Source organism: Bradyrhizobium zhengyangense (assembly GCF_022012555.1).
Classification (GTDB): Bacteria; Pseudomonadota; Alphaproteobacteria; order Rhizobiales; family Xanthobacteraceae; genus Bradyrhizobium; species Bradyrhizobium zhengyangense.
Map to the genome: position 1 here is coordinate 1 of NZ_JAKLTZ010000020.1, position 13,900 is coordinate 13,900.

The 13,900-nt window shown below is 58.3% G+C and carries 14 protein-coding genes; 8 read left to right on the top strand and 6 right to left on the bottom strand.

Annotation, left to right across the window (positions count from 1 at the left end; genetic code table 11):
- Positions 1 to 531 precede the first annotated feature (531 nt).
- The 8 genes from L6639_RS37445 to argE all read left to right on the top strand — a co-directional run bounded on the left by L6639_RS37445 (position 532) and on the right by argE (position 9,545).
- On the top strand, positions 532 to 1,026 hold the full coding sequence (locus L6639_RS37445) for a flavin reductase family protein (RefSeq protein ID WP_128929540.1): 495 nt from the start codon (positions 532 to 534) through the stop codon (positions 1,024 to 1,026).
- A 14-nt stretch (positions 1,027 to 1,040) separates the two neighbouring features.
- A complete protein-coding gene (locus tag L6639_RS37450; protein WP_128955169.1) occupies positions 1,041 to 2,477 on the top strand; it encodes an NAD-dependent succinate-semialdehyde dehydrogenase in 1,437 nt (478 codons plus the stop codon).
- Between the two features lie 47 nt (positions 2,478 to 2,524).
- Positions 2,525 to 3,796: a hypothetical protein gene (locus tag L6639_RS37455; RefSeq protein ID WP_128929542.1), complete on the top strand. Its 1,272-nt coding sequence runs from the start codon at positions 2,525 to 2,527 to the stop codon at positions 3,794 to 3,796.
- Between the two features lie 243 nt (positions 3,797 to 4,039).
- Positions 4,040 to 5,299 carry a Glu/Leu/Phe/Val family dehydrogenase gene (locus L6639_RS37460; RefSeq protein WP_128929543.1) on the top strand — a complete coding sequence of 420 codons (1,260 nt, stop codon included), beginning with the start codon at positions 4,040 to 4,042 and terminating at the stop codon, positions 5,297 to 5,299.
- 328 nt (positions 5,300 to 5,627) lie between these two features.
- Positions 5,628 to 6,917: a flavin-containing monooxygenase gene (locus L6639_RS37465; protein ID WP_128930144.1), complete on the top strand. Its 1,290-nt coding sequence runs from the start codon at positions 5,628 to 5,630 to the stop codon at positions 6,915 to 6,917.
- A gap of 64 nt (positions 6,918 to 6,981) precedes the next feature.
- Positions 6,982 to 7,398 (top strand): RidA family protein, encoded by a 417-nt coding sequence (locus L6639_RS37470; protein WP_128930145.1) that lies wholly within the window; start codon positions 6,982 to 6,984, stop codon positions 7,396 to 7,398.
- Between the two features lie 4 nt (positions 7,399 to 7,402).
- A complete protein-coding gene (locus tag L6639_RS37475; RefSeq protein WP_128929544.1) occupies positions 7,403 to 8,077 on the top strand; it encodes a DUF1028 domain-containing protein in 675 nt (224 codons plus the stop codon).
- Positions 8,078 to 8,381: 304 nt separating this feature from the next.
- Positions 8,382 to 9,545, top strand: a complete 1,164-nt coding sequence (argE, locus tag L6639_RS37480; RefSeq protein ID WP_128955170.1) for an acetylornithine deacetylase — start codon at positions 8,382 to 8,384, stop codon at positions 9,543 to 9,545.
- Between the two features lie 459 nt (positions 9,546 to 10,004).
- Here argE and L6639_RS37485 read toward each other — a convergent pair whose 3' ends face one another.
- From L6639_RS37485 to L6639_RS37500, 6 genes are all read right to left on the bottom strand, one after another.
- Complete coding sequence (locus L6639_RS37485; protein WP_164934241.1) at positions 10,005 to 10,160, bottom strand: hypothetical protein; 156 nt, start codon at positions 10,158 to 10,160, stop codon at positions 10,005 to 10,007.
- Positions 10,161 to 10,403, bottom strand: coding sequence for an SDR family oxidoreductase (locus L6639_RS43585; RefSeq protein ID WP_128930146.1), 243 nt, complete (start codon positions 10,401 to 10,403; stop codon positions 10,161 to 10,163). It lies immediately after the preceding gene.
- Positions 10,404 to 10,421: 18 nt separating this feature from the next.
- The gene (locus L6639_RS43590) at positions 10,422 to 10,661 is read right to left on the bottom strand and encodes an SDR family NAD(P)-dependent oxidoreductase (RefSeq protein WP_128929546.1); all 240 of its coding nucleotides are present in this window, start codon (positions 10,659 to 10,661) and stop codon (positions 10,422 to 10,424) included.
- An 84-nt stretch (positions 10,662 to 10,745) separates the two neighbouring features.
- Positions 10,746 to 11,765 carry an Ldh family oxidoreductase gene (locus tag L6639_RS37490; RefSeq protein ID WP_164939084.1) on the bottom strand — a complete coding sequence of 340 codons (1,020 nt, stop codon included), beginning with the start codon at positions 11,763 to 11,765 and terminating at the stop codon, positions 10,746 to 10,748.
- Positions 11,766 to 11,781: 16 nt separating this feature from the next.
- Positions 11,782 to 12,840, bottom strand: coding sequence for a ketopantoate reductase family protein (locus L6639_RS37495; RefSeq protein WP_164934239.1), 1,059 nt, complete (start codon positions 12,838 to 12,840; stop codon positions 11,782 to 11,784).
- A 35-nt stretch (positions 12,841 to 12,875) separates the two neighbouring features.
- Positions 12,876 to 13,850 carry a flavin reductase gene (locus tag L6639_RS37500; RefSeq protein WP_128929549.1) on the bottom strand — a complete coding sequence of 325 codons (975 nt, stop codon included), beginning with the start codon at positions 13,848 to 13,850 and terminating at the stop codon, positions 12,876 to 12,878.
- Between the last annotated feature and the right edge of the window lie 50 nt (positions 13,851 to 13,900).

The window sequence follows — 13,900 nt, forward strand, 5'->3', positions numbered from 1 at the left end:
ATGCGTCAGTACTGGATGCCGACCCGCTACGCTCGCACAGGCTGATCACTGCAGACGTGGGAGCTCATACCGGTTACGCCCTTCTGTGCGTCCCTCCCGAACTCGGCCGCCAGCCTCAGAGGTCGGCGCTCCTTTTTTCTGAGGAGTGAATGGCTACCGTCGCGGTTTGAGAGCGGCTTGGCTCGAGGATGAACGGATTCTGCGTAGGGGACTCCGAAGCATCGTCGCCTGGTCATCGTGACCGTTGGAGACCACCGGGCTGCCTAACACAGCTGGCATTTGAGGCGCCCGTGACCACGGATGAGTGGCGTTGGTAGGAGTATAATCAACGGTCAATGGCAATCAGCGCGCTGCGCGCCGCGCGCGGAACATGCGAGTTTGGTGCAACTATGCCTGATCCGAATACATGCCTTCAGTATCTCAATTGGATGAAGGCCAATGGCAATGATACGTCTTTGTTCGCTGTGGACGGGGCCGTCCTTCGCCACCGCTATCATGCTTTCGCTGGTACCTCAAAGGAGGGTCCATTAGATGATCGATGCAGGTCGCGCCATTGCCACAGCGACGCCCGAAACATTTCGAGAAGTGTCGCGGAAGTGGGCCTCTGGAATCGCCGTCGTAACTGCAGTCGATAGTCACGGAGCGCTTTTCGGCACCACGATGAGCGCCGTCGTCAGCCTATCGATCAGCCCCCTGCAATACCTGATATGCATCGACAGAAAGTCGAACTCGCTCCCCGCCATCACTTCGACAGGGTGGTTTTGCATCAACATGCTCTCCTCATCCCAAGAGCGCATTGCGATGACGTTTGCAAAGAAGGGGACAGATAAGTTTTCGGCGATTTCCTATCGAGAAGGTCTAAATCGATTACCAATTATCCAGGACGTCGCCTCATATATTATCTGTCACCTGAACAGCAGCTTTGATGGCGGCGATCACGTCATAATCGTTGGCGATGTCATCGAGATCGGTCTCCACGATGCGTCTCCGCTGGTCTATTTGAATGGACGCTTTAATAACGGATGACTTGCGGGGAACACATGAAATATGAGAATACGCTCCTCTTTATTGACGGAGAATGGTGCTCCGGCTCTGAGAAGCAAACGATCCCGATCTTTAATCCAGCAACTGACGAGGAGATCGGTCACGTCGCTAAGGCGACGGTGGCCGATCTCGACCGTGCAGCTGCGTCCGCCGAGAAGGCGTTCCATGTTTGGCGGAGAACGCCCGCGGTGGAACGCGGAGTTACGCTACGTAAGGCAGCTGGCCTGCTCCGCGATCGACTAGAGTCCATCGCCCATGTTCTCACCTTGGAGCAAGGTAAGCCTCTTTTGGAAGCGCGAGCGGAGATCGCGAGTTGCGCCGATGCCTTCGAATGGGCTGCTGAAGAGGGAAGGCGGCTCTATGGGCGCGTGATACCGTCGCGTGCAGCAGGCGTTGCGCAATATGTCGTACGTGCTCCAGTAGGCCCGGTTGCTGCGTTCACCCCGTGGAATTTCCCCGCGAGCCAAGTCGCGAAGAAGCTTGCTCCAGCGTTGGCTGCCGGATGCTCCGTGATCGTCAAGGCCTCGGAAGAGGTGCCACGATCTGCCGCGGCAATCATCACGTCACTTGTCGATGCTGGCATTCCAACAGGTGTTGTCCAGCTCGCATACGGCACTCCCGATGAAATATCGCGGCACCTGATTGCCCACCCGGCGATTCGGAAGATCTCCTTCACCGGCTCTGTTCCGGTTGGAAAACATCTAGCTGCGCTCTCGGGCGAGCAGATGAAGAGGACGACGATGGAACTCGGCGGGCATGGGCCGGCGATTGTCTTCAAAGACGCCGACATATCCTCAGCCGCGGCGCTGCTCGTTTCAGGCAAGTATCGCAACGCCGGTCAAACCTGCGCCGCGCCGACGCGGTTTATGGTACACAACGATGTTTATCATGAGTTCGTCGCAGCTTTTGTTGAAAAGACACAATCGCTTGTCGTTGGCAACGGTCTGGATGCGACAACGCAGATGGGCCCCCTCGCGAACGAACGCAGAGGGAAACTCTTCGATCAATTTGTGGACGACGCGAGGCAGCGAGGCGCAAAGCTCATGTGCGGCGGCGAGAGCTTATTTACTCGCGGAACATTCAGGCAGCCAACAGTACTTGCGAATGTCGATCCATCGATGCGAGTCATGAACGATGAGCCATTCTGCCCAATCGCGCTCATTAGCGGCTTTGACAATCCAAATGAAGCTGTTGCAGAGGCTAACCGATTGCCCTTCGGGCTCGCCGGATATGCCTTCACGGAATCATCGGCGAACGCTCAGTTCCTGGCGGAGAATCTTGAGGTCGGTATGCTCAGCATCAACCACCTGGGCCTTGCCTTGCCGGAAACGCCCTTTGGCGGCGTCAAAGAGTCTGGGTACGGTTCCGAGGGTGGCCTAGAATCAACTGAAGGCTATCTCAATACCAGATTCATCACCAATAAGGCCTACTAGGCGTCATGCCATTTGGGCAATCGACCACGACGACTCTGTGAGGAGCAATGTCCCCTTCAACTATCAACGAAAGAGTCAGCATCACACGACTTGGTGGTCAGGATTACAACTTCTTTTTTGGTTACTATAATAAGACGCCGTGGGACGGGCAGGGTCGCCTTATCCTAGGCCACCAAGTCGATGAACCTAACTTCCGCATTGGCAGAAATAGCGGCTGCAATGTCGGTTATTTTGATGAAGCGCGTGAGTTTCGGCTGGTTGATCGAACCCAAGCCTGGAACTGGCAAATGGGGAGCCAACTACAATGGCTCACCGGCATGCCTGGCCGTAACATAATCTACAATATTCGTACGTCGCACGACGCGGGTGGCCCGTATCCCAACATCGGTGCGCGGATTACCGACGTGGATACGGGGCGCACTCGCGATCTCAATATCCCGATTTACGTCGTAGCCGCGAACAGCAAATTCGCGATGTGCATTGACTATCGACGTCTCTACAAAACGCATGAGACGATCGGCTACTGCGCACTCGCGGGACGGCTTCCACTGGATAATGCACCGGACGATGATGGCATTTGGCGCCTCGACATTGCAAGCGGCGACTCGACACTCGTTGTCAGTTACCGCCAACTTTACGAGCTTGCTCATAAGCCATCCATGGATAAGGCAATTCATTGGGTGAGCCATATTGAGATAAATCCGTCATCAACACGTGTGCTCTTCCTTCACCGATGGACAGAGCGTGTTGAAGACGAGACCTGCTTCTTGCATCGCTTGATCACAATGGATCCGGATGGAAGCAACTTACGTCTCCTTGAATGCTCTGATCATCCATTGCCGCAGCTGGCTCGGCGGTTCGATTCAAAGGCCGTAGGTACCTACGACTACGAAAAGTCCGAATACCAGATCTCTCACCCGTTATGGCGGGATGATAGCAGCATCGTCGTCTGGGGACCTCACGCCGGACGTATAAACTATCAGGTTTACCAAGACGCGCACAATGGCTTAGTCCAGACTATTGGCGACGGCCTCCTAAGAGAGAACGGACACATGTCCTATTCACCTGTGAATATGCGCTGGCTTTTGAGCGATACGTATCCGCATTCCGAGACCAACCTGCGTGATCTCTTCCTTTTCGATGCCAACAATGAAGTCCGGCTCGACCTCGGAAGCTTTTATACTGATCCAACTCTGGCTAAAGAGAACCGGTGTGATCTTCACCCAAGGTGGAGCCGCGATGGGAAGTGCGTTTGCATCGACTCCTATCACGAGAGACGGAGGCGAATGTACACAATTGATGTCTCCGCTCTCGTGTAGTGCTTGTTGTTTTCCCTATCCAGCGACAGCAGGTGTCTAAAAGCAAGGGAACGTTGTTTTCCGCAAGGCATCCGTCCAAGGGCATTTCGACCTACCTTGAGCGCTCAGCTCATCGAATCTCGTTGAAATTCAGCATAACGACCTCGCTGAAGGGGCTTGCTTGCCTCTTACAGCGGCGGGAATACTTCGAATGGTAGCTATCCGCCGTCCGATCCGGTTTCGATCGAGTACAATGGAGCAAACGTGACCACATACAGTGGACCTGTCTTTGACATGGCCGTACAACAGTTCGAAGTGATCGCTGATCACCTGTCTGTGCCGCAGGACGCGAGGGCGCGCTTGTTAATACCAAAGCGCGCGATCACTGTATCTTGTCCTATTCATCGAGACGACGGCACGACGGCGGTTTTTGAAGGGTATCGAGTTCAGCATCACCTCACGCTAGGACCTACGAAAGGCGGCACGCGCTTCGCGGCTAGTGTGGACCTCGGCGAGGTTGCTGCGCTTGCGATCTGGATGAGTTGGAAGTGCGCCCTAACCGGCTTGCCCTATGGTGGCGCCAAGGGCGGCATCAGCGTCGATCCATCGAATCTATCAAGGCGCGAACTAGAGGCATTATCACGCCGCTACATGCAGGAGATGATCCCCTTCGTTGGCCCTCACACTGATGTCATGGCCCCCGATATGGGGACCAACGAGCAGGTGATGGCGTGGTTTATGGACACCTATTCGATGTATCAGGGCCGGACCGTGACGGAGATCGTTACCGGTAAACCGGTCAGCGCCGGAGGGACATTGGGACGCCGCGAGGCGACAGGGCGGGGCGTCGCGCATCTGACGCGCCGCGTGATGAACGAACAGGGCATCAATCTGAACCATGCAACGGCTGCTGTGCAGGGCTTCGGAAATGTCGGCTCGATCGCCGCACTTGAGCTTCACCATATGGGCGTTAAAGTGATCGCCGTCAGCGACCACACCGGCGCGCTCTACTGCGCTTCCGGCCTCAACATTCCAGAACTCGTGGTACATGCGGCAACACATGGCAGTCTCTCGGGGTATTCGAGTGAACTAGCCTTCGATCCGCAGGAAGTCCTCACGCTGTCTTGTGATGTTCTTGTGCCAGCCGCGATGGAGCGGGTCATCGACGCTGCTGTCGCCACGAAGCTGCGTTGCCGTATTGTCGCTGAAGGGGCCAATGGGCCGACGACACCGGAAGCCGATCTGGTTCTTACGCAGCGACAGAATGAGATCTTCCTGATCCCGGATATTCTGTGCAATTCCGGCGGGGTAGTGGTGAGCTATTTCGAATGGGTGCAGGATCTGCAACAACTCTTCTGGGAAGAGGAGGAAGTAGTACGACGCGAATACCAGATTCTCGATCGAGCGTTCGATCGGATGGTGGCGAGGGCGAGCCGCGACAAGGTGTTCAATCGCACGGCGGCCATGGCCATAGGCGTCGAGCGGGTGCGGGGCGCCAAGAATACGCGAGGTCTATTTCCATGAGGGACGGCCTGGTCGGATTCCGTGATGTATTTGCCCGAACCCGCAATGGTTCACATCGAGCCTTATTAGCGCCGGCGAGCCGCAATGGCCACAACCTGAATGGGATGGCGGTTGTATCAAGCGCACGGATAGTCGCTAATTCCATAGCGGTATGATGCCATCATGTTGCAACTCCGCGCTCAGTTTCAGAACAGCTTCTGCGGCGCATAGATGCAGGCCTAAGCGCTCCGACATAATCCCACATGATCATGCTCGCCTCCAAACTCTCGAACCGGATTTCCTCCATGTTCGACGCGATCACTCAATCGAATTAGAAATGGATACAGAGATGTCATTAGAAGTAGTAGATACGATCGTGATCGGAGCCGGTCAGGCAGGGCTGGCTATGAGTGAACATCTGACTTCGGCTGGTATTCCTCACGTCGTCTTGGAAAGGCACCGGATCGCGGAGAGATGGCGAACAGCCCGGTGGGACTCGCTGGTGGCTAATGGTCCCGCGTGGCATGACCGTTTCCCCGGCCTAACATTTCAGACGCACCCTGATGCGTTCCCGGGTAAGGAGGAGATCGCGGACTATTTCGTTGCCTACGCAAAGAAGATTGCCGCGCCGGTGCGCTGTGGGGTGGAGGTTACGGCCGTACAACGGAACGAGGGACGATTGGGCTTTCGAGTGGAAACCTCGCAAGGGACGTTGGAGGCAAATAACGTAGTTGCAGCGATCGGTCCATTCCAGATTCCGACAATACCTCAAGTAGTACCGCAGGACATTGGAGTCGTCCAAATTCACTCGAGCGACTACCGAAACCCGGAGCAGTTGCCTAGAGGGGCCGTGTTGGTTGTTGGCGCAGGATCTTCCGGAAGCCAGATCGCAGACGAACTTCTGCGCTCTGATCGGAAGGTCTATCTCTCCGTGGGCCCCCACGAACGCCCCCCGCGCTCCTACCGCGGCTACGACTTCTGCTGGTGGCTCGGCGTCTTGGGAAAGTGGGATAATGAAGCAAGAGTTCGCGGTACCGAGCACGTAACGATCTCCGTCAGTGGGGCCCGTGGGGGATACACGGTCGACTTCAGGAAGCTCGCCGCAGACGGAATGATGCTTGTTGGCTCAACTGAAGCGTTCGAGGCAGGCAACGTAACGTTTGCCAGTGATCTCGCGAAGAATGTCGCGATGGGTGACGCCTCGCTCTTCACTCTGTTGGATGAGGCCGATGAATACGTTAGGCGGAATGGACTTGCACTTCCGGAGGAGCCTGAAGCGCGCAGGTTACTCCCGGACCCGGACTGCCTAATGAATCCGCAGCGTGAGCTCAATCTAAAGACTGCCGGCGTGAATACGATCATCTGGGCGACGGGCTTTTCGTCGGACTACAGCTGGCTTAAGGTCAAGGCCTTCGACGAGGCCGGAAAACCCGAACACCAACGTGGGGTATCCTCGGAGCCGGGCGTCTACTTTGTGGGCTTGCCTTGGCAATCTAGGCGAGGGTCCGCTTTTATCTGGGGTGTCTGGCATGACGCTAAATATATTGCTGATCGTATCTCTACTCGGCGGCGTTACCTGGAACATCACGTCGTAAAATCGGAGAAAGTTGATCCACGAAAAGCGACGGGAGGCCCCTAAGTTTTTTGGCGAAACAGTTCACCAGTTGGGGTTGCGGGTGCTGACACGTAAGAAGGAGCAAGAAGTGGCTCATAGGCGGATTCGGAAATTCAATACGAAACACACTTATCCGGAGCAGAAGCTCGACAATGATCTATGTCAGGCAGTGGTGACTAGCGGCGGAAAAATTATTTGGCTACGGGGCCAGTGCCCCCAGAGCTTGAATGACGCCGTCAACATCGACAGCCATGATCCTGTCGAGCAGACGCATAAGGTGATGCAGAATATTAAGCAACTCATCGAAGAAAGTGGCGGTAAGATTGAACATTTGGTCAAGGTTGTCGTTTACCTTACCGACGTGCGGCATCGGGAGGCCGTTTATCGAACGATGGGTCAGTACATAAAGGGCGTGCATCCCGTGTCCACAGGACTTGTTGTCCAAGCGTTGGCGCGACCTGAGTGGCTTGTTGAAATCGACGCCACAGCGGTGATACCCGAGTGAGCGTATGACGTTTTCCCTAGTTGCTCGGTGCGACCAGACTGGAATGTTCGGCGTAGCGATTTCGTCTTCATCTCCGGCTGTCGCTTCAAGGTGTTCATTCGCGCGAGCTGGTGTCGGCGCGGTCGCTTCGCAGAACGTAACTGATCCCTCGCTAGGACCATTGGCCTTGGATGCGATGGAGAGCGGCATGTCCGCGTGGGAAGCCGTCGAAGAAGTGAAACAACGTAGTCGATTTATCGAGTATCGCCAGCTACTGGCAGTTGACCGCGACGGAAATGCCGCTGTTTATTCAGGGCCCAATTCACTAGGCATATGGGCTCAGACGAGCGGAGAAAATGTCGCGGCCGGCGGCAATCTCCTAGCAAATGACGGAGTACCGCACGCAATTGTCGATGCATTCATTGGTTCGTCAGGGCATCTTGGTGACCGCCTGATTGCGTCACTAAGAGCCGGGTTGGCCGCCGGCGGGGAGGCCGGTCCGTTACACTCAGCCGGCATGAAGCTTGTTGACCAAGTCAGTTGGCCAGTCGTGGACCTGCGCTGCGACTGGACACAAGAGTGTCCGATCGAACTGCTCGTTTCTGCCTGGAAGGTCTACAAACCCCAACTTAACGCCTACGTGAAGCGCGCGCTTGATCCACGAGCGGCTCCTTCGTTCGGCGTCCCGGGTGACGAATAGCGCTCCGACGAGCGCTCGCCATTGGCCGCACCGCTCCCTTGATCGTCTTCATGACGCGGTGCCAGAGCACAGAGTAGATTGAGCTATACGCTTCAAGTCAGCAGTCTACGCAAACCCGCGGATGTTGACAGAAGACCCCTGAATTGTGGGCATTGGCAAATGTCGGGCAGATTGGGGTTAATTTTGTATCGACCTTTCATAGCGGAGATCTGATGCTGTCTCGGACAACCATGATGACGCTGTAGTCTGGCGACGAGCGAACGCTACGAACCTCAGAAGAACTGGAAAACTGAGCAAAATACAGATGGACAGCATCGCCATTATTCAGAGGTTGGTTGCGTTTCCGACCGTCAGCCAGGAATCAAACCTCAATTTGATTGACTTTGTCGTTCAGCTGCTTCGCGAAAACGGCGTGACCTGCCGTCTTGTCTATTCGCAGGACGGGCGAAAAGCGAGTTTGCTGGCTACGATCGGACCCGATGATCGGCCAGGCGCAATTCTCTCAGGTCATACGGACGTCGTTACGGCCGATGATCAGAGCTGGACCAAACCGCCATTTAGCGCCACACGACAAGACGGTAAGCTGTATGGTCGTGGAACTGCAGACATGAAAGGCTTTGTGGGCTGTGCCATTTCCGCCGCGCTTAAGGCGTCGAAGACACGCTTAAATGCGCCTCTCTACCTGGCACTATCATATGATGAAGAGATTGGCTGTGTAGGAGTGCGAGGTCTGCTTGACTCGATGGTGAATGAGCTGCAACGGCAATCTTTCTGTATCGTTGGTGAGCCAACAAATATGAACGTTGCAATCGGACACAAAGGCAAGGTTGCGGCTCGCGTTACTTGCGTTGGCCGGGAATGCCATTCCGCATTGGCGCCTACCGGGATAAACGCGATCCATTTGGGTTGCGAATTTGTCGAAGCCATCCGCAGAGAGCAAGCTAAGTTGTGCGACGAGGGCGCGCGGGATGCGAGCTACGAAATTCCGTATACAACGCTTCACGTCGGCACGATTAAATCGGGGGGAATGCTCAATATTGTGCCGAGCCGATGCGAGTTAGAGTTCGAGATCAGGAATGTCGCAGCGGAGATACCTGAGGAGATATTGAGTAGGCTGCGAACTAGAGCGAGTGAAATCGCCAATGGCGCAAGGACCATCGCGTCCGAAGCCGCTATAAATATTGATGTAGTCAACAGTTATCCCGGGCTCAATATCGCCTGCGACGCCCCGGTCGTCCATCTTGTCAAGTCTCTCACCGGTGACGCCAACGTGGTGAAGGTGCCATTCGGAACGGAAGCCGGCCTGTTTTTGCAGAGACTGGGGGTTCCAACGATCGTTTGCGGACCGGGGTCGATGCAGCAGGGTCACAAGCCGGATGAGTTTATCGAAATTGACCAGATTGACCGCTGCGACAAGATGTTAGATAGATTGATTGACCGACTAGCAAGCGGCCATGGCTTCCCCTGAGCGAGGCGTTGCGGCCCGATGCGGCAGGAACTCGCGCAACGATGTGACTTGCGCCCAGACATAGAGTGAGCCCGGGAGACCGCGGCGGTGAGATCGCCGAACTACCCCGCTAGACCATCACCCACTTGGGTGGCGCGGGAACCGAGCTGCCTGCGGGGTTGGACCAGCCGCTCCCGCCCGGCTGGGGCGAGACATAGGCTTCTTGGCACCACCGACCATCAAATCAGCACTCGAAGACTGCGAAGCTCGGACTGCTCAAAATCCAGCTCGCGAAGGATTTCAGCCGGCGTCCGCTCGAGGATATCGCCTCGCGAATCGCTGACGCCTGACGCGCTCTGCTCTGAACTCGACCGGACGCAAGACTGCAAGCTCAAGTTCAAAGGCGGGAGAGCTGTTGGCCACCGCCAACGTCGATATGAATGCCGATCGCATAAGGGATCTCTCCGCGAACAGGGAGGGTCACGGCCCGGCCGATCTCTTCAGGCCCCAGCGCGCCATTGGAATGCCGCCGGTGGCGATCAAATCGTCATAACGATCCTTCGCCGCGGCTGTCATCTCGGTGCGAATGATGACGAAGCTGTTCGCCTCACGACTGGCTTCCGAGCCTATCACCATCTACGACGTCAGGCCGGGTGTCATTCCAACGCCCGCCTTGCTGATACAACAGTCGGCCCTGTTTTCGCCGATGATCTCTGCATTCGCCGAGCCGATGAAGATCACCGATCCCGGGCGCCTTTCGACGAGGCCCAGGCACCTCCTCGCAAAACACTGTGTGAGGAAAAAGCCGGCACGAAGGTTGATGTCCAGCGTCCGATCGTAGCTTTCCGGCTCAAGGTCGAGGATATCCCCGCGCTGCAGTGCTGCAGTGAGCTTACGCTAGCATTGTTGACCAGGCAGGTGGCTCGCCGAGCTCTCCCGCAATCCGGGCCAGCAACGCATCGTTTCCCGATCTCGGAAAACATCGTATCTATAATACCGGTCGGGAGCCGGAATTGGCTCCTGCTCCAGATCCTCGGGACTCACGTGGGCGACGGTGAAATTGGCCTTACCGAGCGCGTCGGCGATTGCACGACCGATTCCACGCCCTGCGCCCGTAACGACCGCCACGTCCCTCATCGGTCGCGTCCTCCCACCGGCGCCGCCAGCGCACGAGACGGCCACCACAAACCGCACCTCGGAGCTCACCTGCGAACGATTGAACTAAGCTGGAAGTACCGCTCCGCCTTCTCGACCGAGTTCGGCAAGTTGTTCGAAGAGATTGCGCTCGATCGCGATCCCGACCTGGTCCGCTTGCGCGCGCAGTTCTGCCGCGCGCTCGCCGGGAATGCGGCCATTTCCTCCGACCGCTGCGAGATAGCGCTGCGTCCAAGCCTGCATGTTCTGATCGAAAGCATCTTTGCCGATGAGCGCCGCCGGATCGAACACGAAGCCGAAGGCGCCGACGCCGCCCGGGGCGCCGCCTTCCGACAACAGGGGCCTTGCCCCGGTCAGCACTCCCGCAAGCACTTCCACGATCATCGCCAGCGCGAGTCCCTTGTGACCGGCGGCCGGTAGGATCGAGCCGGCGAGCGCCGCGGTCGGGTCGGTCGTCGGCCGGCCCTCCGCGTCGATCGCCCAGCCTTCCGGGATCGGCAGGCCATCGCGTAGGGCGACGTGGATCTTGCCGCGCGCGACATTGCTCATCGCGAAGTCGATCAGCAGCGGTGGTCCGTCCGGCCTCGGCGCTGCAAATGCAATGGGATTGTTACCGATTGCCGGCCGCGTTGCGCCCCCGGGAGCCATCACCGGCTGGGTCACCTGCGACAGGAAGCCGACCCTGCCGCTTTCGGCGACGTCGAGCAGATGCGAGCCGACTGCGCCAAGATGTCCGGCGTTGCGGATCAAAAAGGGGACGAACGGTCGGGTCGGGCCAAGCGCATCCATCGCCAGTGCCAACGCCTTGGGGCCAACGATTTGTCCAAGCCCAAGATCGGCGTCGATTACCAACACCGTGCCATGCCAGCCGCATTTGATATCCGGCCTCGGGTTCAAGCCGCGGCGCGCGAGCTGGCGCCAATACGAGGGCAGACGCGCGATGCCATGGGTCCGTACGCCCGTGATGTCGGCGAGCAGCAGACGACGGGCTGCCAGCCTCGCGTCATCTTCGCCGAGTCCGGCCCGCGCGAAGATGGTTGCGACCCACGCTTCGAGCGGCGGCAGCAGCATGTTGATCGTCTCCATCGCCCGGCTTTCTATCTCAAATCTCGAACAGCAGCTCCGGGCGCGGGGTAACCTCGCCGCGTTCGACCTTGCGGACGATATCGACGATCCGCTCATGCGCCGGCGCTGCGCAGCCGGCCTCCTTCGCCTTGCGGACGATGAAGCCGTTGATCTCACCGATCTCGGTGCGCCGCCCCTTCTGGATATCCTGTGCCATCGAGGGACGCTGCAAATTGCTGCGCGCCTGCGAACCGGTTCCCTTCTGCATGTGCCGCTCGACCTCGGCCAGCGCCGTGGCGTCGCCTTCGGATGCCGAGCGTAGCAGGTTCGGCTCGATGCCCGTGATGTGCTCGAGGTCGAGGCCGAGCGACTGGCCGGTCCGGATCGCTTCGCCGCCGAGGCGGATGACGAGGCGGCGGATCACGGGATGGGCGTCGCGTTCGTTTCCGCTCATGCCGGTCGCGGCGCTGACGCCGTTGCGCATGCCGTTGACGCAGAGCTTCGACCAGCGCACGCCCCACAGATTGGTAGTGACGCCAGAGCCGTCGATCGGGGTAAACAGGGCGTGCAGCTCCTTCACGCGCGGCGTCACGCGCCCATGGACCTCACCGACGAGAATCGATTTGGTCTCGAAGTCGCGCGGCATGGTGCGACGGACGCAGCCCGGTTCATAGAGATCGACGGCGAAATTATTGCCGACGATGCAGCCGACCGTGCGTCCCCATCCGACGACGCCGGCGATGATCTCCTCGTTGATCGAATTCTGCGCCGAGACGACGTAGCCCTGCGGCGAGAGATACGGCCTGATGAGGGTCGTGCACCATTCGGTATCGTAGGATTTGCTGGAGATGATCGCGATATCGATCGGCCGCTGCCTCGAAAGGCTCTGCACCTCGGTGAGGTGCATCGTCGGGACCGAAACGATGCAGGTTTCCTCATCCCTCATGCCGGACAGATGCAGCCCGCGTTGGCGGATCGTCTCGATGTGCTCGGGCCAGGGATCGATCAGCGTGACGTCGTTGCCGGTGCGCGCCAAATGGCCGCCGAGATAGCTGCCGACAGCGCCGGCGCCGACGATTGCGATACGTTTCTTCATTACCATTGTTCCTTCGTCGTCGGCCTTGGTTCTTACTATGCCGTCGGTGCGCGGCGAACGAGCTTGTCGAGAACGTGCCGGCAACTCGCGATCTCGCCGGGCGAAATGCCGGACAGTTCCTTTGCCTCGATTGCGCGGGCGCGCGCGTGTAGTGCGTGGTTGCGGTCGCGTCCCATGGCCGTGAGTGTCAAGCCGCCGCTAGCGTCGGCCTCGACGAGGCCCATGCGCACTAGCTCGTTCACGGTGCTCTCCGCGGCGTTGAGCCCGAGAAACAATTCAGGCAGCAAGCTCGCGAGCGTGCGTCCCGGCAACGTTTCGATCGCGGCCATCAACCGGCTCTGCAGGACGCTGAGACCTTCGGCATGGCGACCCTCGTCGAGCGCTGCCGAGAGCACGCCATGGGCACGATACATCAGCGCCGTCATGAACTCATTCATCGGGCCGCCGGCGTGCGCCTGTCCGGTCGCCTTCGACAGGTCGGTGGGATCGGCGAAGTCGGCGGCCATGCAATAGCGTCCTTGCGCAAACAGTAGCGGGCCGCGGTCGTGGCGCACGAAGCGTTCGACTTCACCCAGCATGATCAGATGATCGCCGCCGGGATATTCGGCCGCCTTGCGGCATTCGAAGCTGCACAGCGTTCCCTCGAGCAGCGGTGCGCCGCCGATGCCGCGCTTCCAGGAGACGCCCCCGAACTTGTCGCCGCCCGAGCGGCCAAAATGATTTGAGAGAGCGATCTGGTCGCTGGATAGAATGTTTACGGCGAAATGCGTGGCGACCTTGAAGGTCGGGAAGCTCTGGCTCGTTCGCTTGGCCGACCACAGCACGAGCGGTGGATCGAGCGAGACCGAGGAGAACGAGTTCGCCGTCATTCCGACGAGCTCGTCACCGTGAGCGGCGGTGACGACGGTCACGCCGGTCCCGAATTGGCCGAGGCAGCGCCGAAACGCGGCCGGATCTGCCTTGGGATCGCCGCTGTCGACGGCCGCGATGGTCGGGGAGAACTGCTGCATGGCGTGCACTCGGCCTTCTGGTCAGTCGCTCGGAGGTTGCTGCGAATATC

Coding starts and splice junctions, on each gene's coding strand:
- L6639_RS37445 (WP_128929540.1), top strand. CDS start 532: ATGATCGATGCAGGTCGCGCCATTGCCACAGCGACGCCCGAAACATTT.
- L6639_RS37450 (WP_128955169.1), top strand. CDS start 1,041: ATGAAATATGAGAATACGCTCCTCTTTATTGACGGAGAATGGTGCTCC.
- L6639_RS37455 (WP_128929542.1), top strand. CDS start 2,525: ATGTCCCCTTCAACTATCAACGAAAGAGTCAGCATCACACGACTTGGT.
- L6639_RS37465 (WP_128930144.1), top strand. CDS start 5,628: ATGTCATTAGAAGTAGTAGATACGATCGTGATCGGAGCCGGTCAGGCA.
- L6639_RS37475 (WP_128929544.1), top strand. CDS start 7,403: ATGACGTTTTCCCTAGTTGCTCGGTGCGACCAGACTGGAATGTTCGGC.
- argE (WP_128955170.1), top strand. CDS start 8,382: ATGGACAGCATCGCCATTATTCAGAGGTTGGTTGCGTTTCCGACCGTC.
- L6639_RS37485 (WP_164934241.1), bottom strand. CDS start 10,160: ATGGTGATAGGCTCGGAAGCCAGTCGTGAGGCGAACAGCTTCGTCATC.
- L6639_RS43590 (WP_128929546.1), bottom strand. CDS start 10,661: ATGAGGGACGTGGCGGTCGTTACGGGCGCAGGGCGTGGAATCGGTCGT.
- L6639_RS37490 (WP_164939084.1), bottom strand. CDS start 11,765: ATGGAGACGATCAACATGCTGCTGCCGCCGCTCGAAGCGTGGGTCGCA.
- L6639_RS37495 (WP_164934239.1), bottom strand. CDS start 12,840: ATGAAGAAACGTATCGCAATCGTCGGCGCCGGCGCTGTCGGCAGCTAT.
- L6639_RS37500 (WP_128929549.1), bottom strand. CDS start 13,850: ATGCAGCAGTTCTCCCCGACCATCGCGGCCGTCGACAGCGGCGATCCC.